The sequence below is a fragment of the Intestinimonas timonensis genome (assembly GCF_900626145.1).
In the GTDB taxonomy this organism is placed as follows: Bacteria; Bacillota; Clostridia; order Oscillospirales; family Oscillospiraceae; genus Intestinimonas; species Intestinimonas aquisgranensis.
Map to the genome: position 1 here is coordinate 337,488 of NZ_LR130816.1, position 26,748 is coordinate 364,235.

A 26,748-nucleotide genomic window follows, 5' to 3' on the forward strand; every position below is an offset into this window, starting at 1 on the left:
TCTGCCATGGATACGGTACTTACCCCCTCTGAGGCCTTGAAGGCCCTGGAGGACTGCTACGACGCCCTTCTGGAGGCCCTCCCCGACGCCCGGCAGGCAGAGGACACCCGTGGTGCCCTCTCCAACCTCTTCTCCGGCCACAGCTATCACCCCGGCCTGGACGCCCTGATGGACAAATACGTCCCCCTGCTCTCCGACCATGTGGCCGCCCTGGCCCTGGCCGTCCAGGCCCAGCCCGGACCGGAAGCCCAGGCGGCCGCCCTCCGGGGACTGGAGCGGCTCCTCTTCTACCCCAAGCCGGCCTCCCCGCCGGAGGAGTTCACCCTGGTGGCTCTGGAGGGTCACGGCCTGCCCCTGGCCCCCCTCCTCTCCCCCGACGCCCAGCGGGATCTGGCCCAGCGGTACGCCAGGCAGACCCCGCCCCGGCGGATGATGCCCAACCAGAAGAAGCTCTGGAAGCTCCTGGCCGGGAAATAAACAGAAAAAACGCCCTTTCCGGCGCCGTAGGGCGCCGGAAAGGGCGTTTTTGTATTCAAATCATCCCATGAGCCAGAATAGAGTGGTTTTGGAGACCGCCATGCCCAGCTTCCGCTGGAGGGACAAGGACGCCTCGTTCCCGTCAATGACCTGGCCGAAGGGGATCTGTCCCCGCTCCAGAGCCAGGTTGATGGCCGCCCGCTGGAGGACCTCTCCCAGGCCCCGGCGGCGGTAGGCGGGCAGCACCTCCAGCATACCGATGCTCCCCTCGTCGTGGAAGCCCACGAAGCCGGCGGGCTGTCCCTCCACAAAGGCCCCGATGATCCCCCGGTCCGCCGCCCGCTCCATGTAGTCCAGATCGGCAAAGGTGTGGCTGTAATGCGCCAGCACCCAGGGCGCCCAGGACCGGTCCAGCAGCCGCAGCTCCCCGCCGAAGGCAGGGACGGACAGGGACACTTTGTCCAGGTAGGCCGCCGACCAGCAGATCTCCCGCTCCGGCAGTCCAAACCTGGCCCTGGCCAGGTCAAAATACGCCATATCGTGGCCCACAAAGAGGTCGCACCCCTCCGGTACCTGGTCCAGGAAGTCCTCCGCTACGTCCGGCTCTGCCGCCAGCATCCAGGCCCCGCAGCCGGTGTCGTGGAGAAGGACGCCCCTCTCCTCTGCAATCAGCGCATCTGCGCTGCCCCGGCGCAGGACCTCCAGCATATTGGCGTGGAGGACGCTGTCCCGCTCCAGCCAGGCCTGGGCTTGTTCCATTTGCTCCACAGTCACTTCTCCCCCTCCTCAGCCAGTGGCAGCCGGATCACAAAGCTGGTCCGCTTGCCATCGCTCTCCGCCCGGATGGTGCCGCCGTGGCGCTCCACGATCTCCCGGGCGATGGCCAGTCCCAGCCCCGCCCCGCCGGTGCGGGTGGACCGGGCCTGGTCCAGCCGGTAGAATTTTTGAAAGATGTTGGTGAGCTCCTGCTCCGGGATCTCCAGGCCCTGGTTGCGGATGGCGATCTCGGCCCAGCCTTCCCGCTCCGTGGCCTGGATTTCCACCTCGCCGCCGGGGGCGCTGTAGCTCACCGCGTTGCGCAGCACATTGTCAAAGACCCGGGCCAGCTTGTCGGCGTCCCCCCGCACCGTGAGCCGGGGGGCGATGTCGCACTTGCAGGTGAGGTCCTTTTCGGCAAAGGCGGGGTAGAACTCGTCGGAGAGCTGCTCCAGCAGCAGGGAGAGCTGAATGAGCTCCCCCTTCTCCCCCAGGGTGGCGAAGTCCATGCGGGTGATGTCGAAGAACTCCCCGATGAGCTCCCCCAGCCGGTTGGCCTTGTCCAGGGCGATGCCGGTATATTTGGCCCGCTGCTCCGCCGTGAGGCCGGGGTCGTCGTGAAGGAGGTTCAGATATCCCAGCACTGAGGTGAGGGGCGTCTTCAGGTCGTGGGCCAGGAAGGCCACCAGGTCCTGCCGCCGCTGCTCCGCCTCTTTGGCCTGGGCACGGCCGGCAGCCAGGCTGGCCTGGATGGACCGCAGGTCCCGCTCCAGGGGAGCGAGCTCCCGAGGCAGGGACACCGGCTCCCCCGTCTCATCTACCACCTGGTGGACGGTGGCGCCGATCTGGTCCATCCACCGGGTGACCTTCCCCAGCACCGCATAAAAGGCGCCCAGCAGGTAGACCGCCCCCAGGCCGGCCACCCAGTAGAGCCAGCCCTCCCGGAAGATGCGCTGGTACATTCCCTGGGCGGTCTCCTCTTCCATACCGAACAGGTCCAGGCACAGCCGCTCCGTCCCCTGGGCCATGGCCTGGCCCCACAGGCTGTCGGCCACCCTCCACAGGACCACTGTGATGGCCAGAGCCCCCAGGGCCCCCGCCGCCGCCCGCAGCAGCAGCTTTCCCCTCAGCCGGTCATACCGCCTGTCCATATCATCCCGCCTTTCGCAGTCGTGTCCCCATTATACCCGCTGCCGCCTGATGAGGCAAGCGCAGTCCCATGGACCGGACTTTTCCGCCGCCCCTGGTGCTTCTTTCCGGTTGACGGTCCTCCGCTCCCGTGCTATCATAATAGTACAAATGTTCGATTTCGGAGGGACCCATATGGAGCTCCTGGACAAGCTGACCATCCTGGCCGACGCCGCCAAATACGACGCCGCCTGCACCTCCAGCGGCGTGAGCCGGGGCGGGCGGGGCGGCCTGGGCTCCACCCTGCCGGCGGGGTGCTGCCACTCCTTTTCCGCCGACGGCCGGTGCATCTCCCTCCTAAAGGTCCTCATGACCAACCGCTGCCGGTACGACTGCGCCTACTGCGTCAACCGCCGGTCCAACGACGTGCCCCGGGCCACCTTTACCCCCCAGGAGCTGTGCGAGCTCACCCTGGGCTTCTACCGCCGGAACTACATCGAGGGGCTCTTCCTCTCCTCCGCCGTCCTCCGGGACCCTGACTACACCACCGAGCGGATGATCGCCGTCCTCTCCCTGCTGCGGGAGACCTACGGCTTTCAGGGCTATATCCACGCCAAGGCCATCCCCGGCGCCGACCCCCTCCTCACCCGGCGACTGGGGCTGCTGTGCGACCGGCTGAGCGTCAACATCGAGCTGCCCAGCCAGCGCAGTCTGGCCCTGCTGGCCCCCGACAAGACCAAGGAGGCCATTCTGACCCCCATGGAGCAGATCCGGGACGGCATTGCCGTCTCCAGACAGGAACTGGCCCGGTACCGCCACGCCCCGAAATTTGCCCCGGCGGGCCAGTCCACCCAGATGATCGTGGGGGCCACCCCGGAGACCGACCTCCAGATCCTGCGGCTGAGCCAGGGGCTCTACCGGCGCTACCGGCTCAAGCGGGTCTTTTACTCGGCCTACATGCCGGTATCCGACAGCAAGCTGCTCCCCGCCCGGCAGGGGTTCCGGCCGCCCCTTCTCCGGGAGCACCGGCTCTACCAGGCCGACTGGCTGCTGCGGTCCTACCACTTTGACGCCGGGGAACTACTGGACGAGGCCCACCCCCACTTCGACCCCCGGCTGGACCCCAAGTGCTGTTGGGCCCTCCGCCACCCGGAGTTCTTCCCCGTGGACGTGAACCGGGCAGACTACGAGGCCCTCCTCCGGGTGCCCGGCATGGGGGTGACCTCCGCCCGCCGGGTGCTGGCCGCCCGCCGGGTGGGCCCCCTCACCTTTGAGGGCCTCAAGACCCTGGGGGTGGTCCTCAAGCGGGCCCAGTACTTCCTCACCTGCTCCGGCCGCACCGTTCCCGGCGCCGCCCGGCTCCAGCCCGAGGACCTCTTCTTCCGCCTGGCCGACCCCATCCCCGGCGGCAGTGCCAAGGTGCTGCCCGGTCAGCTCTCCCTCTTCTCCCCCGCCACCTGAAAGGAGCATTGTTATGTCCATGTCCCAGCGCCCCCAGTTCGTCTACCTCTACGACGGCACCTTTCCCGGCTTTCTCACCTGCGTCTTTGAGAGCTACGCCAGGGACGAGGAGCCGGCCTGCTTCTCCCTCTTTGACGACCCCCGGACCTCCCTGTGGCCGGAGCGAGTGGTAGAGACCGACCGGGAGAAGGCGGAGCGGGTGTACCGCTCCCTGAGCCGCCGGGTCTCCCCGGAGGTCCAGAAGTGGGTCCGCCACGGCTTTCTCACCTGCGCCCCGGAGAAGGAACGGCGGCTCTACGACTTCATCCGCCTGGCCTACCGGGCGGGACCCGCCGTGGTCCGGGACCTGACCGACCCCCGGGTGGCCCCCCTCCACACCGCCCTCCTCCACCTGTGGAAGGAGGCCCACCTCTTCCAGGGCTTTGTCCGCTTCTCCGACCAGGGCGGCGTCCTCTGCGGCCAGATCTCCCCCAAGAACCGGGTCCTCCCCCTGCTGCGGCCCCACTTCTGCGCCCGTTTCTCCCGGGAGCGGCTCCTCCTCTACGACCGCACCCACAAAGAGGCCCTCCTCTACCAGCCCCGGCAGTGGGCCATCCTCCCCCTGGAGGAGTTCCACCTGGAGGGGCCCGGCGAGGAGGAGCGGGATTACCGGCAGCTGTGGCGGCGGTTCTACGACACCATCGCCATCCGGGAGCGGGAGAACCCCCGGTGCCGCATGACCCACATGCCCAAGCGGTACTGGGACGACATGACCGAGTTCCAGAGCGAGGCGGCGGCTCTCGGCACGGCCCTGGCACGGCCGTAGTTTTTGTGTGGGGCGCGACGGCCCCGGCGCGCCAAACCACAGCCGAAGCGCCCCCTCATCCGGCGGCTCCGCCGCCACCTTCCCCCCTGAGGGGGGAAGGTTTTGCATGGTCGACAGCATCAAAAAACGCCCGCCCTTCCATATGGAAGGGCGGGCGTTTTGCTTATGTCAGGGGATCACGCGGCGAAACTCAGGCGTAGAGCTCCTGCAGCTTGACCAGGTGCTCGTAACGAGCCTTGGCCAGCTCCTCGTTCTCCTTGAAGAGCTTCTCGGCGCGGTCGGGGAAGGCGCGGGTCAGAGCGGAGTAACGGGCCTCGTTCATCAGGAACTCCTGATAGCCGCCAGCGGGGGCCTTGGAGTCCAGGGTGAAGGGGCTCTTGCCCTCGGCCTTCAGAGCGGGGTTGAACCGGAACAGGTTCCAGTAGCCGCACTCCACAGCCTTCTTCATCTCGCTCTGGCAGTTGGTCATGCCGCCCTTGATGCTGTGCATCTCGCAGGGGGCGTAGCCGATGATGAGGGAGGGGCCGTGATAGCTCTCAGCCTCGTTGATGGCCTTCAGGGTCTGAGCGGGGTTGGCGCCCATGGCCACCTGGGCCACATACACATAGCCGTAGCTCATGGCGATCTCGGCCAGGGACTTCTTGGGCATGGTCTTACCGGCAGCCGCGAACTGGGCAACAGCGCCCACGTTGGTGGCCTTGGAAGCCTGTCCGCCGGTGTTGGAGTACACCTCGGTGTCGAAGACCATGACGTTCACGTCCTCACCGGAGGCCAGGACGTGATCCAGGCCGCCGAAGCCGATGTCGTAGGCCCAGCCGTCGCCGCCGAAGATCCAGATGGACTTCTTGGCCAGGAACTCCTTGTGAGCAAGGATCTCGCGGGCCAGCTTGCAGGCGTCGCAGCCGCAGTCGCCGTTCTCAGCCATGACGGCCTCCAGAGCAGCCACATACTTCTTGGTGGCCTCAGCGTTGGCGGTGCCGTCAGCCATGGTATCCAGCCAGGCCTGACCGGCGGTCTTGATGCTCTCGTCGGTGTAGTCGATGGCCAGCAGAGCCTTGGTCTGCTCGGTCAGACGGTCGCGGAGGGCCTTCTGGCCATAGTAGAAGCCCAGGCCGTGCTCGGCGTTATCCTCGAAGAGGGAGTTGGCCCAAGCGGGACCGTGGCCGGCCTTGTTGACGGTGTAGGGAGAGGTAGCGGCAGGACCGCCCCAGATGGAGGAGCAGCCGGTGGCGTTGGAGATGTACATCCGGTCGCCGCAGACCTGGGTGATCAGGCGGGCATAGCTGGTCTCGGCGCAGCCGGCGCAGGAGCCGGAGAACTCCAGCAGGGGCTGGTTGAACTGGCTGCCCTTGACGCTGGTGGTGTCGGCCATATCGGCCTTGTCGGCCACCTTGGCCACCATGTAATCGAACACAGCCTGCTGATCGGCCTGAGACTCCTGGGGAACCATCTCCAGAGCCTTGACGGGGCAGACGCCCACGCACACGCCGCAGCCCATGCAGTCCAGGGGGCTCACAGCGATGGCGAACTTGTAGACGCCCTTGCCCTTGCCGGCCTTCACGTCCACGATCTTGGCGGCGGCGGGGGCGTTCTTGGCCTCCTCCTCGGTCAGAGCGTAAGGACGGATGGTGGCGTGGGGGCAGACGTAAGAGCACTGGTTGCACTGGATGCACTTGGTGGCATCCCAGGTGGGCACGTTCACAGCGACGCCGCGCTTCTCATAGGCGGCAGCGCCCTGCTCGAAGGTACCGTCGGCGTGGCCCTCGGCGAAGGCGGAAACAGGCAGGCTGTCGCCGTCCATGCGGCCCACAGGCTCCATGATCTCCTGGACCATCTTCACGGTGGCGGTGCGGCCCTCCAGGTGCTCCTCCTTCTTCTCGTCCACGGCGGTGGCCCAGGAGGCGGGCACGGTGAACTTCTTGAAGGCGGTGGCGCCCATGTCGATGGCCTTGTGGTTCATATCCACCACGTCCTGGCCCTTCTTCAGGTAGGAGTGGGTGGCGGCGTCCTTCATGTAGCCGATGGCCTCAGCCTCGGGCATCACCTTAGCCAGCTTGAAGAAAGCGGACTGCAGGATGGTGTTGGTACGCTTGCCCATGCCGATCTTGGCGGCCAGGTCGATGGCGTCGATGGTGTAGACGTTGATGTGGTGCTCAGCGATGTAGCGCTTGGCCACGGCGGGCATGTGCTTGTCCAGCTCCTCATCGCTCCACTGGCAGTTGATGAGGAAGGTACCGCCGTCCTTCACGTCGCGGACCATGGGGAAGCCCTTGATGATGTAGGCGGGCACGTGGCAGGCCACGAAGTCAGCCTTGTTGATGTAGTAGGGGCTCTTGATGGGCTTGTCGCCGAAGCGCAGGTGGCTGATGGTCACGCCGCCGGTCTTCTTGGAGTCGTACTGGAAGTAAGCCTGGACGTACTTGTCGGTGTGGTCGCCGATGATCTTGATGGAGTTCTTGTTGGCGCCCACGGTGCCGTCGCCGCCCAGACCCCAGAACTTGCACTCGATGGTGCCCTCAGCAGCGGTGTTGGGGCAGTCGTGCTCAGGCAGGCTGAGGTTGGTGACATCGTCCACGATGCCGATGGTGAACTGGTGCTTGGGAGCGTCCTTGGCCAGCTCCTCGTACACAGCGAATACGCTCTTGGGCGGGGTGTCCTTGGAACCCAGACCGTAACGGCCGCCGATGATGGTGGCCTGACGGCCGGCGTTGGCGAAGGCGGTCACGACATCCAGGTAGAGAGGCTCGCCCTGGCTGCCGGGCTCCTTGGTGCGGTCCAGCACGGCGATCTTCTTGGCGGTGGCGGGGATAGCGGCCAGCATCTTGTCGGCGCGGAAGGGGCGGTACAGGCGGACCTTCAGCAGGCCCACCTTCTCGCCGTGAGCGTTGAGGTAGTCGATGACCTCCTCAGCCACGTCGCAGATGGAGCCCATGGCGATGATGACGCGGTCGGCGTCAGCGGCGCCATAGTAGTTGAAGAGCTGATAGTCAGTGCCCAGCTTGGCGTTGACCTTGCCCATGTACTTCTCCACGATCTCGGGGACAGCCTCGTAGTACTTGTTGGCAGCCTCGCGGTGCTGGAAGAAGATATCGCCGTTCTCGTGGGAACCGCGCATGGTGGGATGCTCGGGGTTCAGGGCGCGGGCGCGGAAGGCGGCCACGGCGTCCATGTCCACCATGTCCTTCAGGTCATCGTAGTCCCAGATCTCGATCTTCTGGATCTCGTGGGAGGTACGGAAGCCGTCGAAGAAGTTCAGGAAGGGGACGCGGCCCTCAATGGCGGCCAGGTGGGCAACAGCGCCCAGGTCCATGACCTCCTGGGGGTTGGTCTCGCACAGCATGGCGAAGCCGGTCTGGCGGCAGGCCATGACGTCGGAGTGGTCACCGAAGATGTTCAGGCTCTGGGCGGCCACGGTACGGGCGGAAACGTGGAACACCGCGGGGAGCAGCTCGCCGGCGATCTTGTACATGTTGGGGATCATCAGCAGCAGGCCCTGAGAGGCGGTGTAGGTGGTGGTGAGAGCGCCGGCATTCAGAGAGCCGTGCACGGTACCGGCAGCGCCGGCCTCAGACTGCATCTCAATGACGCGGACAGGATCGCCGAAAATGTTCTTGCGGCCTGCGGCGGCCCACTGGTCTACATTATCGGCCATGGGGCTGGAGGGGGTGATGGGGTAGATACCCGCGACCTCCGTAAAGGCGTAAGAAACGTGTGCTGCGGCGGTATTGCCGTCCATGGACTTCTTTTTTCTGGCCATGTTGATCGTTCCTCCTTGTTCTTCCAATGGATACAACTCCATTTTCTAGCCCCTTAATACTATCACTCCTTCCTGCGTTTGTAAATCGAATCTTGCTCCGTTCGAAGATTTTCGTCGATGAGCCTAAAATTGGTCCCTCCAATTTGGCAATTCTTAAAAATTAGACGGGTGCTCTCCTTGAAATGCCCTATAAAATAAGGTATAGTTAGGAAAAAGTTCTCAGTGAAATGGAGGTGCTCCCCCCGTGCTCTGTACCCTCAATTCCCTGGGCCTTCACGGCATTACGGGCTATCTGGTGACGGCGGAGTGCGACCTCTCCAGCGGTCTGCCCAACTTTGACATCGTTGGTCTCCCCGACACGGCGGTGAAGGAGGCCCGGGAGCGGGTCCGTTCCGCCATCCGGAACTGCGGCTTTACCTTCCCCGTCTCCCGGATCACGGTGAATCTGGCCCCCGCCGACCGGCGGAAGGGGGGCACCCTCTACGACCTGCCCATGCTGGTGGGCATCCTCTGCGCCGGTCGGCAGATGCCCGCCCCGGCGGCAGGGTCCGCCTTCGTGGGAGAGCTCTCCCTGTCCGGGGAGCTGCGGCCGGTGACGGGCATGCTGCCTATGGCCCTGGCCGCCCGCTCGGCGGGACTCACCGCCCTCTATGTCCCCGCCGACTCCGCCCCCGAGGCCACCCTGGCCGGTGGACTCACCGTCTACCCGGTGGAAAATGTAGCCCAGCTGGCCGCCCACCTGCGGGGGGAGGTCCCCATCGCCCCGGCGGAGCCCTGGGTTCCGGTACCCGGCAACGGGACGGTTCCCGACTTCGCCGACGTGAAGGGCCAGGAGCCGGTGAAGCGTGCCCTGGAGATCGCCGCCGCCGGCGGCCACAACATCGCCATGATCGGCCCCCCTGGGTCAGGTAAGTCCATGCTGGCCAGAAGGCTCCCCTCCATCCTCCCCGACCTCACCGAGCGGGAGGCCCTGGAGTGCACCCAGATCCACTCTGTCCTGGGTCTCACCACCAAGGAGGAGCCCCTCCTTACCCGGCGGCCCTTCCGTGCCCCCCACCACACCATCTCCGTGATGGGCCTCTCCGGCGGCGGCTCCCCGCCCCGGCCCGGGGAGATCTCCCTGGCCCACAACGGCGTCCTCTTCCTGGACGAGCTGCCCGAGTTCCAGAAGGAGACTCTGGAAGTGCTGCGGCAGCCCATGGAGGAGGGCAGGGTCCAGATCTCCCGGGTGTCGGGCACCGAGGTCTTCCCCAGCCGGTTCATGCTGGTGGCGGCCATGAACCCCTGCAAGTGCGGCTGGTACGGCCACCCCTCCGGCCGGTGCCGCTGCTCGGAACACGAGGTGAAGCGTTACCTGGGCCGGCTCTCCGGTCCCCTGCTGGACCGCATCGACCTCTATGTGGAGGTACCGCCCCTGGCGTTTGACGAGCTCTCCGCCCGCCCTGCCGGGGAGTCCTCGGCGGAGATCAAGAAGCGGGTGGACGCCGCCCGGGCCGTCCAGACCGCCCGGTTCGGCCCCGACGGCCCTGACTGCAACGCCCACATGGGTCCGAAGGAGCTCCATGCCTGCTGTGAGCTGGACGAGGGGTGCAGGGCCGTCATGCAGGGGGCCTTTGACCGCATGGGCCTCACCGCCCGGAGCTACGACCGCATCCTGCGGGTGGCCCGGACCATCGCCGACCTGGAAGGGTCGGAACACATCCAGGTCCCCCACCTGGCCGAAGCCCTCCAGTACCGGGAGAGCAGCTATCTGCGGCGGTAGACTGGACTTTTTCTCCCAGGGCATCTATAATAATGCCTACTGAATAAACCGCGATGGGGTTTATTCGCGCGGCATTGCCGCGCAATTGGTATGAAAACGGCTGATCCCAGTCGTTTTCATACCAATTTAGACATTATCGCAATGTGTATACTCACATAAGTGCCGCGGCACTTGTGTGAGTGGTGCAAGGGTTTGGGGCGCAAACTGCCCAAAACCCTTGCACTTGAACAAAGCTATTTTGCCTTGAAAGCCTTGGCTTTCAAGGTGTGCAGCTTTGTTCAGTATGCATTATAATATCCGAGAAAAACATCTGTTTTCAAAACAGGAAAGGAAGTTCACATGACCGAGATGATCCTGCTCAAGCAGGGGGAGATGGTCCTGAAGGGGACCAACCGATACACCTTTGAGGACAAGATGCGGGCCAACATCGCCCGGCGGCTGAAGCACCTGGGCAAGTTCAAGGTCTATACCCGGCAGTCCACCACCTACGTGGAGCCCCAGAGCGAGGACTGCGACATGGACGCCGCCTACGAGGCCATGAAGCACGTCTTCGGCGTGGTGGGTCTCAGCCGGGCCAAGGCCTGTGAAAAGACCAAGGAGGCCATGCTGGAGACCGCCAAGAGCTACCTGGGAGACCAGCTCTCCAGGGCCAAGACCTTCAAGGTGGAATCCAAGCGGGCCGACAAGACCTTCCCCATGACCTCCATCGCCCTGAGCCAGTGGGTGGGCGGGGAGCTGGACGACCTCTACCCCAACCTCACCGTGGACGTCCATAACCCCGAGCTCACCGTCCACCTGGAGGTCCGGGACTACGCCGCCTTCGTCCATGCCGACCCGGAGCCCGGCGCCGGCGGTCTCCCCGTGGGCACCAGCGGCCGTGCCCTGAGCATGCTCAGCGGCGGCATCGACTCCCCCGTGGCCTCCTGGATGATGGCCAAGCGGGGCGTGGCTTTGGAGATGATCCACTTCTACTCCTACCCCTATACCTCCCCCGAGGCCAAGCAGAAGGTGCTGGACCTGGCCCAGCTCCTCACCCCCTGGACCGGACGTCTCACCGTCCATGTGGTCCCCTTCACCCACATCCAAGAGGAGCTGCGCCGCTCCTGTCCCGAGGACTACTTCACCCTCCTCATGCGCCGGTTCATGATGCGCATCGCCGAGGGCGTCGCCCACCGCACCGGCTGCCACGCCATCGTCACCGGTGAGTCCCTGGGCCAGGTGGCCTCCCAGACCATGGACGCCATGGCCGTCACCGGCGCCGTCACCGACCTGCCCGTCTTCCGTCCCCTGGTGGGCATGGACAAGGAGGAGGTGGTGCGCCTCTCCCGGAAGATCGGCACCTTTGAGACCTCCATCCTGCCCTACGAGGACTGCTGCACCGTCTTCACCCCCCGCCACCCCCGGACCCGTCCCCGCCTGGAGGACGTGGAGGCCATCGAGGCTCCCCTGGACATCGACGGCCTGGTGAAGGAGGCCCTGGAGGGCATCGAGCGGGTCCAACTGGGCTGAAAAACAGGAAAGAGGCTTTATATTATGTCCTACACTGCCGAGCTTATTGCCGTTGGAACGGAATTATTGCTGGGCAATATCGCCAACACCGACGCCCAGGTCATCTCCCAGGGCCTGTCCGCCATGGGTATCAACGTCTACTACCACACCGTGGTGGGGGACAACCCCGACCGGCTCCGGGCCGCCGTGGACATCGCCAAGGGCCGGGCCGACATCATCATCACCACCGGCGGCCTGGGGCCCACCTGCGACGACCTCACCAAGCAGACCCTGGCCGCCGCCTTCGGCCTGCCCCTGGTCTTCCACCAGCCCTCCGCCGACCGCATCGCCGACTACTTCCGCCGGCTCCACCCCGACCGGCCCATGACGGAGAACAACCTCCAGCAGGCCATGCTGCCTCAGGGCTGCACCGTCTTTGAAAACGACTGGGGCACCGCCCCCGGCTGCGCCTTCGAGTCCGGCGGTGTCCGGGTGCTCATGCTCCCCGGTCCGCCCCGGGAGTGCCGGGCCATGTTCCAGCACCGGGCCCTCCCCTACCTCCAGTCCCTCTCCGACGGCGTCATTCTCTCCCGCACCCTGAAGCTCTTCGGCATCGGCGAGTCGGCCATGGAGGCCCGGCTCCGGGAGCGCATGAATGCCATGACCAACCCCACCCTGGCCCCCTACGCCAAGGAGGGGGAGTGCGAGCTGCGCATCACCGCCCACGCCCCCAACAAGGAGGCCGCCCACGCCCTCATCGCCCCGGTGGAGGCCGACATCCGGGCCCTCTTCGGCCCCCTGGTCTACGGCGCCGACGTGAAGAACCTGGAGTCCGCCGTCCTCCAGCTCCTGAGAGACAAGGGCCTCACCTTCGGTACCGCCGAGAGCTGCACCGGCGGCCTCATCGCCAAGCGCATCACCGACCTGCCCGGTGCCTCCTCCGTCCTCCGGGGCGGCGTGGTGAGCTACACCGACGCCGTCAAGCACGGCGTGCTGGGGGTGCCCCAGGACCTGCTGGACCGGCACGGCGCCGTCTCCGCCCAGGTGGCCCAGGCCATGGCCCAGGGTGCCCGACGGGTGCTGGGCTGCGACCTGGCCGTCTCCACCACCGGGGTGGCCGGTCCCGACCGCGACGACCGGGGCAACCCGGTGGGCCTGGTCTATGTGGCCCTGGCCGGGCCCGACTTCTGCTACGTGAAGGAGCTCCATCTGGGGGCCTCCGGCCGGGCGGGCATCCGCAACCGCTCCGCCCACCACGCCTTCGATCTGGTCCGCCGGTACCTCACCGGACTGCCCCTGGAATAAAACCGAAAGGTCCGTCCTCATCAGAGGACGGACCTTTTTCGTTTGGTTCAGTTCTCCTCGGCGGCGGTGCCCAGAGCCTCCCGCTGCCGGACGGTGACCCGCCGGTCGTAGCAGGAGAAAGCCCCCTCCACCAGATCGTGGTCCGGCTTTTTGGTAAAGAGGGAGATCACCGGCACCAGCACCAGCCCGGAGAGCATGCAGAAGGCGCCGGCGTTGATAGGGGATTGGAGCAGGGCGGGGAAGGCATCCCCCACAAAGATATTGGCCAGCATGACCACCACGGAGAAGAGAAAGCTGGCCCAGCAGCCGGCCTTGGTGGTGCCCTTCCAGTAGAGGCCGTAGAGGAAGGGGGCCAGGAAGGCCCCGGCCAGGGCACCCCAGGAGACGCCCATGAGCTGGGCGATGAAGGTGACGCTGGACCGGTGCTGGATGATGGCCAGCACCACCGAGATGGCGATGAAGACCACGATCAGCCCCCGGATGACCCGGAGCTGCCGGCGCTGGTCCATGCCGGGGGCCATCATCTCCACGATGAAGTCCAGGGTGAGGGTGGAGCTGGAGGCCAGCACCAAAGAGGAGAGGGTGGACATGGAGGCCGAGAGGACCAAGATGACCACCACGGCGATGAGGAGGTCGGGGAGCCCCGAGAGCATGGCGGGGATGATGGCGTCGTAGCCCTCGGCGGCCACGTCCACCCGGTCGCCGTAGAGCCGTCCGAAGCCGCCAAGGAAATAGCAGCCCCCTGCCACCACGGCGGCAAAGAGGGTGGAGATGACGGTACCGGTGTCGATGGCCTTTTCGCTGCGGATGGCGTAGAATTTCTGGACCATCTGGGGCAGGCCCCAGGTGCCCAGGCTGGTGAGGAGGACCACCCCCAGCAGGTTCACCGGGTCGGGGCCGAAGAAGGAGGCGAAGACGCCGGGGGTCTCAGAGACGGCCGGGTCGGACACCCGGGCCAGGGCGTCCAGGGCGGCAAGGAAGCCCCCCTGGCTGCCCAGCACCGCCCCAATGACGGCGCAGATGCCCACGATCATGATGAGGCCCTGGATGAAGTCGTTGATGGCGGTGGCCATGTACCCCCCGGCGATGACGTAGACGCCGGTGAGCACCGCCATCACCAGGACGCACACGGCGTAGTCGATGTCAAAGGCCATGGCGAAGAGGCGGCTCAGGCCGTTGTAGAGGCTGGCGGTATAGGGGATGAGGAAGAGGAAGGTGATGGCGGAGGCGGCCAGCTTCAGGCTCCGGGAGCCGAAGCGGCGGCCAAAGAACTCGGGCATAGTGGCGCTGTTCAGGTGCTGTGTCATGATGCGGGTCCGGCGGCCCAGCACCACCCAGGCCAGCAGGGAGCCCAGCAGGGCGTTGCCGATGCCCGCCCAGATGGCGGCGATGCCGTATTTCCAGCCGAATTGCCCGGCGTAGCCCACAAAGACCACGGCGGAGAAATAGCTGGTGCCGTAGGCGAAGGCGGTGAGCCAGGGCCCCACCGACCGTCCACCCAACACGAAGCTGCTCACGTCGGCGGCCCGGCGGCGGCAGTAAAAGCCCACCCCCACCATGACGGCGAAAAAGATCAGCAGCATTCCCACTTTGATGGCCATGATTCCTCTCTCCTCGTCTCTTTTGATTTATTGCTTAAAAGTGTTAAAGTATACAGGTAAGGAAAGGCGCCCGGAAGGGTATCGCCCTTCCGGGCGCCGGAACTGTACGGCTTCGCGCTTAGCTGCTGCTCTGGGCCTCCACCAGGCGGGTGGAGCAGTACTGCTCCCGGAGCTTGGGCTTTTCGATCTTGCCGGTGGCGTTGCGGGGGACGGGGGCGAAGATGATCTTCCGGGGCCGCTTGTACCGGGGCAGCTCAGTGCAGAAGCGGTTGATCTCCTCCTCGGTACAGGTCTCCCCCTCTTTGACCTGGATGATGGCGGCGGCGATCTCACCCAGACGACGGTCGGGCAGGCCGATGACGGCCACGTCGTGGACCTTGGGATGGGCGGAGAGGAAGTCCTCGATCTGCACGGGGTAGAGGTTTTCGCCGCCGGAGATGATAACGTCCTTTTTCCGGTCCACCAGGTAGTAGAAGCCCTCCTCGTCCTGGCGGGCCATGTCGCCGGTGTGGAGCCAGCCGTCGTGAAGGACCTCGGCGGTGGCCTTGGGGTCGTGGTAGTAGCACACCATGACGCCGGGGCCCTTTACGCACAGCTCGCCCACCTGGCCCTGCTCCACCTCTGCGCCGTTCTCGTCCACGATCTTGGCCTGCCAGCCGTAGCCGGGGACACCGATGGCACCCACCTTTTCGATGTTGTCCAGGCCCAGGTGGACACAGCCCGGGCCGGTGGACTCGGAGAGGCCGTAGTTGGTGTCGTACTTGTGGTTGGGGAAGTAGCGCATCCAGTGCTTGATGAGGCTGGGCGGCACCGGCTGGGCGCCGATGTGCATGAGCCGCCACTGGCTGAGCCGGTAGTTGGGCAGCTGGATGGTCCCCCGGTCCAGGGCGGCCAGGATGTCCTGGCACCAGGGCACCAGCAGCCACACGATGGTGCACCCCTCCTGGGAGACGGCGTGGAAGATGGCCTCGGGGGAGTTGCCCTTCAGGAGGACGGCCTTGCCGCCGGTGAAGAGGGAGCCCATCCAGTGCATCTTGGCGCCGGTGTGGTAGAGGGGCGGGATGCAGAGGAAGACGTCCTCATGGGTGGTCTTGTGGTGGATGGCCTCCATGCGGGCGGCCTGGAGGAGGGCGCTGTGGCGCAGGAGGATGGCCTTGGGAAAGCCGGTGGTGCCGGAGGAGTAGTAGATGGCGGCCTCGTCCTCGTCGTCGACGAGGACCTTGGGCGCTACGCTGGAGCAGTTGGCCGAGGCCCGGTGGTAGTCCTCGGCAAAGGAGGGGCAGCTGTCCCCCACGAAGAAGAGGAGCCGCTCCCGGCCCAAGTCGTCGGCGATGTTCTCCACCCGGCCGATGAACTCGGGTCCGAAGAAGAGCACGTCGGCGTCGGCCAGCTTCACGCAGTAGTCGATCTCCTCCGCCGTGTAGCGGAAGTTCAGGGGGACGGCCACCGCCCCCGTCTTTAAGATGCCGAAGTAGATGGGCAGCCACTCCAGACAGTTCATCAGCAGGATGGCCACCTTCTGGCCCTTCCGGATGCCCCGGCCCCGGAGCAGATTGGCTACCCGGTTGGCCTTCTCGTCAAAGACCGACCAGGTGATCTCCCGGCGGTAGGGGACGGAGGAGGTGGGCTGGATGAGGGCGTACTCCTTCCAGGTCACCCGCTGCTTTTCGTGGACTTCGGGGTTGATCTCCACCAGGGCGATCTCGTCGCCGTAGAGCTTGCTGTTGCGCTCCAGCAGATCGGTAATGGGCATACCGGCTCGTTCCTTTCCACGGCGGGCGTCCCCGCCGGTATTTTTTCCTTTAAACCGTTAAAGTATCATAACCGATTTCCCACGTTCTGTCAAGTAACCCATATAAATTTTAAAAAAGGCGAATTTTGTGTTTACTGTCGCGCTTTAATGTGTTAATATTGAAGCAGTATATCCGGCCGGCGGGAGCCGGTCCATTCTTGATCGTCCGGAAGGAGCATATTATGGAAAAGGCAGAGCGCAAGGAGCGCAGTCTGGCGCTGTACGAGACCATTGCGAAGCTGAAAGACGCGGAGGAGTGCTGCCGCTTTTTTGAGGACCTGTGCACACCCGTGGAGCTGCGGTCCATGGAGCAGCGCTTCGATGTGGCGGTCTATCTCCAGCAGGGGCTGGTGTACCTGGATATCCTGGAGCGGACGGGGGCCAGCAGCGCCACCATCAGCCGGGTGCGCCGGGCCATGCTGGACAACGGCGCGGGAGGCGTCATGCGGGACGTCATCCTCCGGAGCGGTCTGGACAAGCGGGAGATCCCGCCGGTCTCCCAAGAAACGCAGGAAAGCAAGGTGGAAGTGGAATGAAGCAACTGATGTTGGGCAACGCCGCCGTTGCCCGGGGGCTCTATGAGGCTGGCTGTTCCCTGATTTCCAGCTATCCGGGCACCCCCAGTACCGAGATTACCGAGGAGGCCGTCAAGTACGACGAGATCTACTGTGAGTGGGCTCCCAATGAGAAGGTGGCCATGGAGGCCGCCTTTGGCGCCTCTCTGGCGGGCAAGCGTTCCTTCTGCGGCATGAAGCACGTGGGCCTCAACGTGGCCGCCGACCCTCTCTACACCATGTCCTACACCGGCGTCAACGCCGGCATCGTCATCGGCGTGGCCGACGACGCCGGGATGCACTCCTCCCAGAACGAGCAGGATTCCCGGCACCACGCCATCGCCGCCAAGCTGCCCATGCTGGAGCCCTCCGACTCCGCCGAGGCCCTCCAGTTCGCCAAGCTGGCCTATGACCTCTCCGAGGAGTTCGACACCCCGGTGCTGCTGAAGATGTGTACCCGTGTTTCCCACTCCCAGGCCCTGGTGGAGACCAGCCCCCGGGTGGAGCCCCCCGCCAAACCCTACGAGAAGAACATCGCCAAGTACGTCATGATGCCGGGCAACGCCAAGCAGCGTCACCCCATCGTGGAGGAGCGCACCCGGAAGCTCACCGCCTGGGCGGAGACCGCTCCGGTGAACCGGGTGGAGATGGGCGGCACCGCCCTGGGCATCATCACCGCCTCCACCTCCTACCAGTACGTCAAGGAGGTCTTTGGAGATTCCGTCTCCGTCCTCAAGCTGGGCATGACCAACCCCCTGCCGGTGGACCTCATCAAGGATTTTGCCGCCAAGGTGGACAGGCTGGCCGTGGTGGAGGAGCTGGACCCCATCATCGAGGACCACTGCCGCAAGCTGGGCCTGGAGGTCGTGGGCAAGGACGTCCTCCCCATGATCGATGAGTTCTCCCAGAACCTGGTGGCCTCCGCCCTGGGCGGCGAGGTACATACGGGCAAGACCCTCTCCGACGCCATTCCGCCCCGTCCCCCCGTCATGTGCGCCGGCTGCCCCCACCGCGGTCTCTTCTACACCCTGAATAAAAACAAGTGCACCGTCCTGGGCGACATCGGCTGCTACACTCTGGGCGCCGTGGCCCCCCTGGCGGCCATGGAGATGACATTGTGCATGGGCGCCTCCATCTCGGCCATCCACGGCTTTAACAAGGCCCTGGGCACCGAGAGCGAGGGCAAGACGGTGGCCGTCATCGGTGACTCCACCTTCATGCACTCCGGCATGACCGGTCTTGCCAACATCGCCTACAACCAGTCCAACTCCACCGTCATCATCCTGGACAACTCCATCACCGGCATGACCGGCCACCAGCAGAACCCCACCACCGGCTACAACATCAAGGGCGACCCGGCGGGCAAGATCGACCTGGAGGCCCTGTGCCGGGCCATGGGCTTCAACCGGGTCCGGGTGGTGGACCCCTACGATCTGAAGGCCTGCGACCAGGCCGTGAAGGAGGAGCTTGCCGCCAACGAGCCCTCTGTCATCATCTCCCGGCGGCCCTGCGCCCTTCTTAAGTACGTCAAGCACAAGGCCCCCCTGGCGGTGAACAAGGACAAGTGCATCGGCTGCAAGTCCTGCATGAAGATCGGCTGTCCCGCCATCTCCATCAAGGAGGGCAAGGCCCGGGTGGACAACACCCTGTGCGTGGGCTGCGGCGTGTGCGAGCAGCTGTGCCCCGTGGGTGCCTTCGAAAGCACCGGGAAGGAGGGTTGAGCCATGGAAACCAAGAATATTATGATCGTGGGCGTGGGCGGCCAGGGCTCCCTGCTGGCCAGCAAGCTACTGGGCCACCTCCTCATGGAGCAGGGCTATGACGTGAAGGTCTCCGAGGTCCACGGCATGAGCCAGCGTGGCGGCAGCGTGGTGACCTACGTCCGCTACGGCGACAAGGTCTACTCCCCCGTCATCGACAAGGGCGAGGCCCACTGCATCGTCTCCTTCGAGCTGCTGGAGGCGGCCCGTTGGCTGGAGTACCTGCGGCCCGACGGCCAGATTGTCACCTCCACCCAGCAGATCGACCCCATGCCGGTCATCACCGGCGCGGCGGCCTATCCCGAGGACCTGGTGGTCAAGATGCAGGCCGCCGGCGCCAAGGTGGACGCCCTGGACTGCCTGGCCCTGGCCGAGGAGGCCGGTTCCTCCAAGGCGGTCAATCTGGTCCTCATGGGCCGGCTGTCCCACTACTTTGACTTCCCTGAGGAGGCCTGGCAGGAGGCCATCGAGGCCTGCGTGCCGCCCAAATTCCTGGAGCTGAACAAGAAGGCCTTCGCCCTGGGCCAGAAGGCGTAACCTCCGCTCCGCTTTTTTGACCGCTTTCTTGAAAGAAAGCTTGGCAAAGAACTTTATTCTGTGTGTCGATACCGGAGTCCGTTTGTCCTCCCTTTTTCAGGGATGGGCACGGACATTTCAGAAACCAGAGAGGGATGGTACCCATGGAACGCTATTATCAGCCTGAGATCGAGTGCGCCTCCCGGGAGCAGATCAAGGCCTGGCAGGATGAGCGCCTGGTCAAGCAGGTCCAGCATGTGTGGGAGCACATGCCCTATTACCGCAAGAAGATGGAGGCCAAGGGCCTGACCCCCGCCGACATCAAGGGGACGGAGGACCTCTACAAGCTGCCCTTCCTCTCCAAGGCCGACCTGCGGGAGGCCTATCCCTACGGCCTGCTGGCCAAGCCCCTGAAGGACTGCGTGCGCATCCAGTCCACCTCGGGTACCACCGGCAAGCGGGTGGTGGCCTTCTACACCCAGCACGACATCGACCTGTGGGAGGACTGCTGCGCCCGGGCCATCGTGGCCGCCGGCGGCACCGACGAGGACGTGTGTCAGGTGAGCTACGGTTACGGCCTCTTCACCGGCGGCCCCGGCCTCAACGGCGGCAGCCACAAGGTAGGCTGTCTCACCATCCCCACCTCCTCCGGCAACACCGAGCGTCAGATCATGTTCATCCGTGACCTGAACGCCACCATCCTCTGCTGCACCCCCTCCTACGCCGCCTACCTGGGTGAGACCATGAAGGAGATGGGTCTCACCCCCGACCAGATCCCCCTGAAGGCGGGCATCTTCGGCGCCGAGGCCTGGAGTGAGGAGATGCGCCAGGACATCCAGAACACCCTGGGCATCAAGGCCTATGACATCTACGGCCTCACCGAGCTCTCCGGCCCGGGCGTGTCCTTCGAGTGCTCCGCCCAGAGCGGCATGCACATCAACGAGGACCACTTCATCGCCGAGATCATCGACCCCGACACCGGCGAGGTGCTGCCCGAGGGCGCCCAGGGCGAGCTGGTCTTTACCTCCATCACCAAGGAGGCCTTCCCCCTGTTGCGCTACCGCACCCGGGACATCTGCTCCCTCAGCCGTGAGAAGTGCTCCTGCGGCCGCACCCATGTGAAGATGGTCAAGCCCAAGGGCCGCACCGACGATATGCTCATCATCCGTGGCGTCAACGTGTTCCCGTCCCAGATCGAGACGGTGCTCCTCAACCACGGCTATCCCGCCAACTACCAGATCATCGTGGACCGGGTCAAGTCCACCGACACCCTGGACGTCCAGGTGGAGATGACCCCCGAGATGTTCACCGACAACCTGGGCGAGGTCTCCCGCCGGCAGACGGAGCTGGTGGAGGGCCTGCGCTCCATGCTGGGTCTGGCGGCCAAGGTCACCCTGGTGGCGCCCAAGTCCATTGTCCGCAGCGAGGGAAAGGCCGTCCGGGTCATCGACCGCCGCAAGATCTGAGGGGAGGAACGACCATGAGTTTGAAGCAGATCTCCGTGTTTCTGGAAAACAAGCCCGGCACCCTCTACACCATGACCACCGCTCTGGCCCAGAACGGGGTGGACATGCGGGCGCTGTCCCTGGCCGAGACCAAGGACTTCGGCATCGTGCGGCTCATCGTGGACAACGTCTACGACGCCACCACCGTCCTCAAGGACGCCGGCTTTATCCACAGCCTGACCCCGGTGCTGGGTGTGATGATCCCCGACGAGCCCGGCGGACTCAACCAGGTCCTCCAGGTCCTCAACGAAGCCGCCGTCAACGTGGAGTACATGTACGCCTTCCTGGGCGGCGCCGACGCCGACCACGCCTACATGATTTTCCGTGTCCAGGACGGGGAGGCGGCCACCGCCGCCCTCACCTCCCACGGCATCCGCCTGGTGGACCAGGACGAAGTCGCCGGACTGTAAGGCACAACAAAACGCCCTCACCGCATAGCGGTGAGGGCGTTTTTTCTGTTCCGTATGGGGAAGAGGCTCACCAGGCTCCGGCGTAGCTCAGGGTGACGCTGCTGTTTTGGGCGCCCAGGGCCATACAGGCGGGGATGTCCTGTCCCCGCATGAGGCCGTACAGGAACCCGGCAATGAAGCTGTCTCCGGCGCCCATGGTGTCCACCACCTGGCAGGGGACGATATCCCCCCGGTAGAAGTGCTGGCCGTCGTAGGCCAGGCTCCCCTTCTCTCCCCGGGTGACCACCGCCGCCTTGGGTCCCTTGGCGGTGACGTTTCGGAGGAAGTCCTCCAGAGCGGCATCCCCGTCGGCGTCGTTGGAGAAGAAGGCGTAGTCCACGAAGGGAAGGGCCTGGGCCACCACCGGGTCCTCCGGCTTGTCGGCGAAGTCAAAGGCCACTTTGACTCCACGGGCCTTCAGCTTGGGCAGGTCGGGGGCGATCATGCCCCACAGGCCGGACACCACCATGTCGTGGGCGCAGAGGAAGTCGATGTCCTCGTCGGTGAGGCGGAAGGAGGCCATGACCCCCTCCTCGTAGTCCCCAAAGACCCGGTCTCCGTTTACGATGGACACGTGGGACAGGGCGGTATTCCCCGGCTCGGTGCGCAGGTGGGAGACGTCCACCCCCTTGCCGGCGATGGCCCGGCGCATGAGCGCGCCGTAGTCGTCCTCCCCCACCACTCCGGTGTAGGAGGCCGTCCCCCCCAGCCGGACGGTGTAGACCGCCACGTTCACCGGGTTGCCGCCGGGATAGGCGTCCCCGGTCTGGTCGTAGAAATCGATGCAGTTGTCTCCTACGGCGGCCAGCTTGCAGTTCTCGTTCATGTCGTCCTCCTGTGTTCCGTTGGCTTATGGCAGCATGGCCCGGACCCGCTCCACCGCCCGGCGGGCGGCCAGGGTGGGCTCGGCGATGTAGGCCGTCACCAGCTCGATGGTGGCCCGCCCCTGGTAGCCCCGGCGCTCCAGCTCCCGGAGCAGCTCCGGCAGGTAAAGCCGGCCCTCCCCGGGGAGCAGATGGGTGTCGCTGGCCCCGTCGCTGTCCACCAGATGGAGGTGGGCCATCCGGGCGCCCAGCAGGTCCAGATACTCGGTCACCGGCTCCCCCGCGGCAGAAGGCGGCACCACGTCGCACATGCCCAGCAGGCAGGGGGAACCCACCTCCTCCAGCACCTGGGCCAGCTCTCCCGCCGTGTTGCACAGGTTGCTCTCATAGGGGGTGAGGCTCTCCAGCAGGATGTTGTGGCCGATGGTCTCGGCGTGGGCAGCCAGTACACGCAGGCTGTCGGTGAGCCGTTTCCACAGCTCCCGCCGGGGCACGCCGTAGCCGCCGTGGCCCACGGAGATCAGGGTGTGCTCCGCCCCCAAAGCCTTGCCCATATCCAGGCACAGCTTCAGGTAGTCCATGGTATCCTCCCACTGGAGACGGCTGCCCGTCATATAGTTGTAGGGGTAGGCATTGTGCTCTGGGGTGTAGACCCGTACCGGCATCTCGTATTGCTCCGACAGGGCCAGCACCTCTTTCAGCTCTCCCCGCTTCAGATCGGGGGCAAAGGCGTGGGGCCGGCCGCCCCAGAGCTCGATGTAGTCATACCCCAGGTCCCGGGCGTCGGCAAAGGCCCGCTCCAGGGGGTAGCGCTGGTAGCCGCTGGTGAACATGCCCAGTTCCATAGGCTCCTCCTGACAGGGACCGCCCCGGTGCTGCCCGGGGCGGTCCCTTTTGCTCAATACTTGAATTGACGGTAGTAGCGCCGGATCTCCATGGGGTGGCAGTTGATGGCCTCAATGTGGGCATCGATGCGCTGGGTGACAGCGTGGGTCACCAGGTGGGAGAGGTTCCCGCGGTACTTCTCATCGATGCCGGGCAGGTCGTAGTCCTTGGAGTCGATGACGGTGAAGTTGGCACACACCCGGGGCAGGAACTTCACCACCCGCTCGCTGAGGGGACGCTGGGCGTCCTCGCCCACGAAGACGGTCACCGGGGTGTCCCGGTCCACGATCTCCAGCATGCCGTGGAAGAACTCGGCGGAGTGGATGCTCTTGGTGCGGATCCAGTGCTGCTCCTCCCAGTAGCACATGGCGTAGGAGTAGGTGGAGCCGTACTGGTTGCCGGCACCCACGAAGTAGTGGAGCTTGTCGTCGTGGTGCTTCTGGGCAAAGGCCAGGCCAAAGGCGTCGGCGGCCTTCTCCACCTCCACCAGGTCACGGGCCAGGTGGGCGTCCAGCTGGGCGTAGTAGTCGTCGTACTCCGGGAACTCGCCACGGTGGTACATGAAGCGGTCGGCCACCATGAAGAATTTGAGCTGCTCATTGGCGGGATAGGCGATCTCCCAGTCCACCATACTGGCCAAGGCGGCGGTCTCCACGTCAATGAAGCCCAGCACCTTGGCGCCGGCGGCCTTGGCCTTCTCCACACCCTTCACCATTTCTTCGGTGCTGCCGGTGACGGAGGAGATGACCACGATGGTGCCCTCCCCCACCCGGCGGTTACCGGTGGTGAGGTACTCCGCGGCGTTTTCCACAAAGAGGTCCAGGTCAGAACGCTCCTTCATGTGGGCCTGGGCCTGGAGGCAGGAGGCGTAGGTCCCGCCGATGCCCAGCCAGCACAGGTTCCGGAAGCCGTCCTTGCAGATGCCGTCCACGACGGCCTCAATCCGGGGCCGGAGGGCCAGGGCGCCCTGGACGCTGGCAAGCTGTTTTTCCTCGTCAAATTTCAGCATACAAATCTCCTTACCGTGGGCTTACTGGCCCACCTTCAGCTTCTGATAGTAGTCGTTGTAAATGGTGAGGGCGTCGCCCACGTCCTCCTGGAAGAAGACGTTCTCCTTATAGGAGAAGTTGCGGGCGGGGTCGTTGCGGTAGGACTCGGAAGCGGCGGCCACAGCGGCGTCGTTGGGGCAGGAGTAGGGGTACTCCTCCAGGTTCTTGGCCATGACCTCGGGGTCGCAGATGTAGTTGAGGAACTTATAGGCCAGGTCGGTGTGCTGGGCGCCGGTGGGGATGACATAGAGGTCGAAGCCCAGCTGCACGGCGTCGTCGAAGGGATCGGCCACCACCAGGGTGTTGTTCTCGCCCATCTCGGCCATGGCCCAGGAGGTGTTGCCGTCGTAGGTCAGGGCCACGGAGGCGGTGCCGTTGGTCAGGTTCTGCTCGGCAGCGCCGTAGGCCACCACGTTCTCGTTGAACTTCACCAGCCACTCATAGGCCTCGGCGATCTCGCTCTCCTCGGTGGAGTTGGGGTCGTAGCCCAGGGCGATGAGGGCGATGGGGAACAGGTTACGGGCGCCGTCGATGGTGCTGATCTGGCCCTTCAGGGCGGGGTCGATGAGGTCATTGTAGCAGGTGATCTCAATGGGGCAGGTCTCGGTGTTGTAGACGATGTAGATGTAGTTCATGAGGTAGGGGACGCAGTAGTCCTTGGCAGTCCAGTAGGCCTCGTTGATGTTGCTGGAGTTGGGGATCTGGGTGAGGTCCAGCTTCTCCACGTAGCCGCCGGCAATGAGGGACTCCATGTAGGCGTCGCAGGTCATGATGAGGTCGTACTCCTGGCCGCCGCCGGCGGTGAGCTTGGTGATGGCGTCGGCGTTGTCGCTCATGTAGGAGAGGTTGACGGTGCAGTTGTTCTCCTCCTCAAAGTTGGCAATGAGCTCGTCGGAGATGTACTGCTGCCACATGTAGATGTTCAGCTCGGTGCTGGCCTCGGCAGCGCCGGTCTCAGCGGGGGTGTCGGTACCGGCGGTGGTCTCAGCGGGGGTGCTGCCGCCGCCGCAGGCGCACAGGGCCAGGAGCATGGCACTGGCAAGGACTCCGGACAGGATTCTCTTCATGAAAATGTTCCTCCTTTTAAAATTTGGCTCTATTCCATATCGCCGGGGCGATCCCCCGGGCGGTAAGGACCTGTTCAGGCGGCCGCGCTCCGCTTGCGGAGAGCAGCCTTGACCGCGTTGCTCAGGAGCATGCACGCCACGATGACCAGGATCATGATGGTGGTGAGGGCGTTGACGTCTGGGGTGACGCCGCTCTTGTTCATGGACAGGATGAGCACAGGCAGGGTGGTGTTCTTGGCGCCGGCCAGCATGTTGCTCATGACCACGTCATCGATGGAGAGAGTGAAGGAGAGGAAGGCCGCCGACATGACGCCGGGCATGATGCTGGGCAGGGTCACCCGCAGGAAGGTCTGGATGCGGTTGGCGCCCAGGTCCATGGAGGCCTCCTCCAGGGTCTCGCCGTCGCCGCTGATGCGGCCCTTGATGGTGACCACGGCATAGGGGATGCAGAAGGTGCAGTGGCCGATGAGGATGGACCCCATGCCCAGGGAGACGCCGATGTTCATGAAGATGATGAGCAGGGCCACCGCCAGCACGATCTCGGGGACGATGATGGGAATAAAGATCATGCCGTTGACGAACTTCTTCATCTTGAATTCATAGCGCTTGAGGCCCAGGGCGCCCAGGGTGCCCACCACCACCGAGATGACGGTGGCCAGCACGGCGATGATGATGGAGTACCACAGGCTGTCCATGAGGGCGTGGTTGGTGAAGAGCTTGCCGTACCACTGGGCGGTGAAGCCGCTCCAGTAGTAGTTGTAGCGCTGGTCGTTGAAGGAGAAGATCATCATCACCACAACGGGGATATAGAGCACGGTGTAGATGAGGATGGCATAGACATCCCCCAGGATGCCCAGGGCCTTCCGGCGGCGCTGTACCTTGGTGAGGCTTGCCATTTACACCACCTCCATATCTTCCAGCTTGGAAAAGCGGGTGTAGAGGAAAATGAGGGCGCCGGTGATGACCAACAGCAGCACCGACAGGGCGGCGCCCAGGGGCCAGTTGCGGATGGAGCCGAACTGGTTTTTGATGATGTTGCCGATGTAGAGGACCTTGCCGCCGCCCAGCATGTCGGAGACGGTGTAGATGCCCAGGCTGGGGATAAACACCAGGATCACGGCGGAGAAGATGCCGGGGAAGGTGAGGGGCAGGGTCACCCGGAAGAAGGTCTCCCGTGGGGTGGCCCCCAGGTCGGAGGAGGCCTCCAGCAGGGATTTTTGCAGCTTCTCAATGGAGCTGTACAGGGGGAGCACAGCGAAGGGGAGCATGTTGGTGATCATGCCCAGCACCACCAGGCCGTCGGTGTAGACAAAGGTGATGGGGGCGTCGGTGAGGCCGATCCACTGGAGGAAGGTATTCACCGGGCCGCTGGTCTGGAAGAGGAGCAGCCAGCTGTTCAGGCGCATCAGGGAGTTGGTCCAGAAGGGGATCATAATGAGCATGATGAGCCGGGAGGCCTTTTCCGGGGGCTTGCGGGCGATGTAGTAGGCGAAGGGATAGCCCAGCAGCAGGCAGAGCACCGTGGTGAAGAGGGCCACCTGGAGGGACTTGAGGATGACCTTGAAGTAGGTGGCGTCCAGCAGGGTCTGGTAGCTCTCCAGGGAGAACTCATAGACCACATCGCCGAAGACGCCCCGGGACATGAAGCTGATGTAGATGATGTACAGCATGGGGAGGGTGACGAAGAGAATCATCCACACCGACACCGGGCCGGCCTGGGCCAGAGCGGGGATGGTCTTCCGCCGCAGGTCCCGTTTCCGGCTGATGGCCTGGAGATCGGTGGTGTCGTTGATGCGCGTGCTCATGT

General features: G+C 64.8%; 22 protein-coding genes. 11 read left to right on the forward strand and 11 right to left on the reverse strand.

All coding sequences use genetic code 11. The annotated features are described in order from the left end of the window. Positions 1 to 6 precede the first annotated feature (6 nt). On the forward strand, positions 7 to 477 hold the full coding sequence (locus E0E29_RS01735; protein WP_130848368.1) for a hypothetical protein: 471 nt from the start codon (positions 7 to 9) through the stop codon (positions 475 to 477). A gap of 60 nt (positions 478 to 537) precedes the next feature. Here E0E29_RS01735 and E0E29_RS01740 read toward each other — a convergent pair whose 3' ends face one another. Continuing rightward, the gene (locus tag E0E29_RS01740; protein WP_242622336.1) at positions 538 to 1,251 is read right to left on the reverse strand and encodes a GNAT family N-acetyltransferase; all 714 of its coding nucleotides are present in this window, start codon (positions 1,249 to 1,251) and stop codon (positions 538 to 540) included. Next, entirely contained in the window at positions 1,248 to 2,384 is a 1,137-nt protein-coding gene (locus E0E29_RS01745) for a sensor histidine kinase (protein ID WP_130848369.1), read from the reverse strand. The genes E0E29_RS01740 and E0E29_RS01745 overlap by 4 nt, the downstream gene beginning before the upstream one ends. Before the next feature lie 172 nt (positions 2,385 to 2,556). On the opposite strand from E0E29_RS01745, the gene E0E29_RS01750 reads away from it, so the two are divergent. Then, the gene (locus E0E29_RS01750) at positions 2,557 to 3,822 is read left to right on the forward strand and encodes a putative DNA modification/repair radical SAM protein (protein WP_130848370.1); all 1,266 of its coding nucleotides are present in this window, start codon (positions 2,557 to 2,559) and stop codon (positions 3,820 to 3,822) included. Positions 3,823 to 3,835: 13 nt separating this feature from the next. Beyond that, the gene (locus tag E0E29_RS01755) at positions 3,836 to 4,627 is read left to right on the forward strand and encodes a TIGR03915 family putative DNA repair protein (RefSeq protein WP_242622337.1); all 792 of its coding nucleotides are present in this window, start codon (positions 3,836 to 3,838) and stop codon (positions 4,625 to 4,627) included. A gap of 190 nt (positions 4,628 to 4,817) precedes the next feature. Here E0E29_RS01755 and nifJ read toward each other — a convergent pair whose 3' ends face one another. Next, positions 4,818 to 8,384 (reverse strand): pyruvate:ferredoxin (flavodoxin) oxidoreductase, encoded by a 3,567-nt coding sequence (nifJ, locus tag E0E29_RS01760; protein WP_130848371.1) that lies wholly within the window; start codon positions 8,382 to 8,384, stop codon positions 4,818 to 4,820. 244 nt (positions 8,385 to 8,628) lie between these two features. Between nifJ and E0E29_RS01765 the strand changes: the two genes are divergently transcribed. From E0E29_RS01765 to E0E29_RS01775, 3 genes are all read left to right on the forward strand, one after another. Next, positions 8,629 to 10,146: a YifB family Mg chelatase-like AAA ATPase gene (locus tag E0E29_RS01765; RefSeq protein ID WP_130848372.1), complete on the forward strand. Its 1,518-nt coding sequence runs from the start codon at positions 8,629 to 8,631 to the stop codon at positions 10,144 to 10,146. A gap of 339 nt (positions 10,147 to 10,485) precedes the next feature. Further along, entirely contained in the window at positions 10,486 to 11,655 is a 1,170-nt protein-coding gene (gene thiI, locus E0E29_RS01770; RefSeq protein ID WP_130848373.1) for a tRNA uracil 4-sulfurtransferase ThiI, read from the forward strand. Between the two features lie 24 nt (positions 11,656 to 11,679). Beyond that, positions 11,680 to 12,939 carry a competence/damage-inducible protein A gene (locus E0E29_RS01775; protein ID WP_130848374.1) on the forward strand — a complete coding sequence of 420 codons (1,260 nt, stop codon included), beginning with the start codon at positions 11,680 to 11,682 and terminating at the stop codon, positions 12,937 to 12,939. A gap of 47 nt (positions 12,940 to 12,986) precedes the next feature. Here the strand turns inward: E0E29_RS01775 and E0E29_RS01780 are convergent, their stop codons facing one another. Then, positions 12,987 to 14,540 (reverse strand): sodium:solute symporter family protein, encoded by a 1,554-nt coding sequence (locus tag E0E29_RS01780; RefSeq protein WP_130848375.1) that lies wholly within the window; start codon positions 14,538 to 14,540, stop codon positions 12,987 to 12,989. A gap of 118 nt (positions 14,541 to 14,658) precedes the next feature. Continuing rightward, a complete protein-coding gene (locus E0E29_RS01785; protein ID WP_130848376.1) occupies positions 14,659 to 16,293 on the reverse strand; it encodes a class I adenylate-forming enzyme family protein in 1,635 nt (544 codons plus the stop codon). 221 nt (positions 16,294 to 16,514) lie between these two features. Here E0E29_RS01785 and E0E29_RS01790 point away from each other — a divergent pair, with 221 nt between their 5' ends. From E0E29_RS01790 to E0E29_RS01810, 5 genes are all read left to right on the forward strand, one after another. Continuing rightward, on the forward strand, positions 16,515 to 16,868 hold the full coding sequence (locus E0E29_RS01790) for a YerC/YecD family TrpR-related protein (protein ID WP_130848377.1): 354 nt from the start codon (positions 16,515 to 16,517) through the stop codon (positions 16,866 to 16,868). Further along, positions 16,865 to 18,607: an indolepyruvate ferredoxin oxidoreductase subunit alpha gene (iorA, locus tag E0E29_RS01795; RefSeq protein ID WP_130848378.1), complete on the forward strand. Its 1,743-nt coding sequence runs from the start codon at positions 16,865 to 16,867 to the stop codon at positions 18,605 to 18,607. The genes E0E29_RS01790 and iorA overlap by 4 nt, the downstream gene beginning before the upstream one ends. Positions 18,608 to 18,610: 3 nt before the next feature. Further along, positions 18,611 to 19,183, forward strand: coding sequence for an indolepyruvate oxidoreductase subunit beta (locus E0E29_RS01800; RefSeq protein WP_130848379.1), 573 nt, complete (start codon positions 18,611 to 18,613; stop codon positions 19,181 to 19,183). Between the two features lie 143 nt (positions 19,184 to 19,326). Next, entirely contained in the window at positions 19,327 to 20,628 is a 1,302-nt protein-coding gene (locus E0E29_RS01805; RefSeq protein ID WP_130848380.1) for a phenylacetate--CoA ligase family protein, read from the forward strand. Between the two features lie 14 nt (positions 20,629 to 20,642). Continuing rightward, on the forward strand, positions 20,643 to 21,077 hold the full coding sequence (locus tag E0E29_RS01810; protein ID WP_130848381.1) for an acetolactate synthase: 435 nt from the start codon (positions 20,643 to 20,645) through the stop codon (positions 21,075 to 21,077). Positions 21,078 to 21,144: 67 nt separating this feature from the next. Here the strand turns inward: E0E29_RS01810 and frlD are convergent, their stop codons facing one another. The 6 genes from frlD to E0E29_RS01840 form a co-directional block, all read right to left on the reverse strand. Then, entirely contained in the window at positions 21,145 to 21,942 is a 798-nt protein-coding gene (frlD, locus tag E0E29_RS01815; RefSeq protein WP_130848382.1) for a fructoselysine 6-kinase, read from the reverse strand. 24 nt (positions 21,943 to 21,966) lie between these two features. Continuing rightward, the gene (gene frlC / locus E0E29_RS01820) at positions 21,967 to 22,785 is read right to left on the reverse strand and encodes a fructoselysine 3-epimerase (RefSeq protein ID WP_130848383.1); all 819 of its coding nucleotides are present in this window, start codon (positions 22,783 to 22,785) and stop codon (positions 21,967 to 21,969) included. A 53-nt stretch (positions 22,786 to 22,838) separates the two neighbouring features. Then, complete coding sequence (locus tag E0E29_RS01825; protein ID WP_130848384.1) at positions 22,839 to 23,834, reverse strand: SIS domain-containing protein; 996 nt, start codon at positions 23,832 to 23,834, stop codon at positions 22,839 to 22,841. 21 nt (positions 23,835 to 23,855) lie between these two features. After that, a complete protein-coding gene (locus tag E0E29_RS01830) occupies positions 23,856 to 24,941 on the reverse strand; it encodes a polyamine ABC transporter substrate-binding protein (protein ID WP_227603057.1) in 1,086 nt (361 codons plus the stop codon). A 74-nt stretch (positions 24,942 to 25,015) separates the two neighbouring features. Beyond that, positions 25,016 to 25,837 (reverse strand): ABC transporter permease, encoded by an 822-nt coding sequence (locus tag E0E29_RS01835; RefSeq protein WP_130848385.1) that lies wholly within the window; start codon positions 25,835 to 25,837, stop codon positions 25,016 to 25,018. Continuing rightward, positions 25,838 to 26,746: an ABC transporter permease gene (locus E0E29_RS01840; protein WP_130848386.1), complete on the reverse strand. Its 909-nt coding sequence runs from the start codon at positions 26,744 to 26,746 to the stop codon at positions 25,838 to 25,840. Between the last annotated feature and the right edge of the window lie 2 nt (positions 26,747 to 26,748).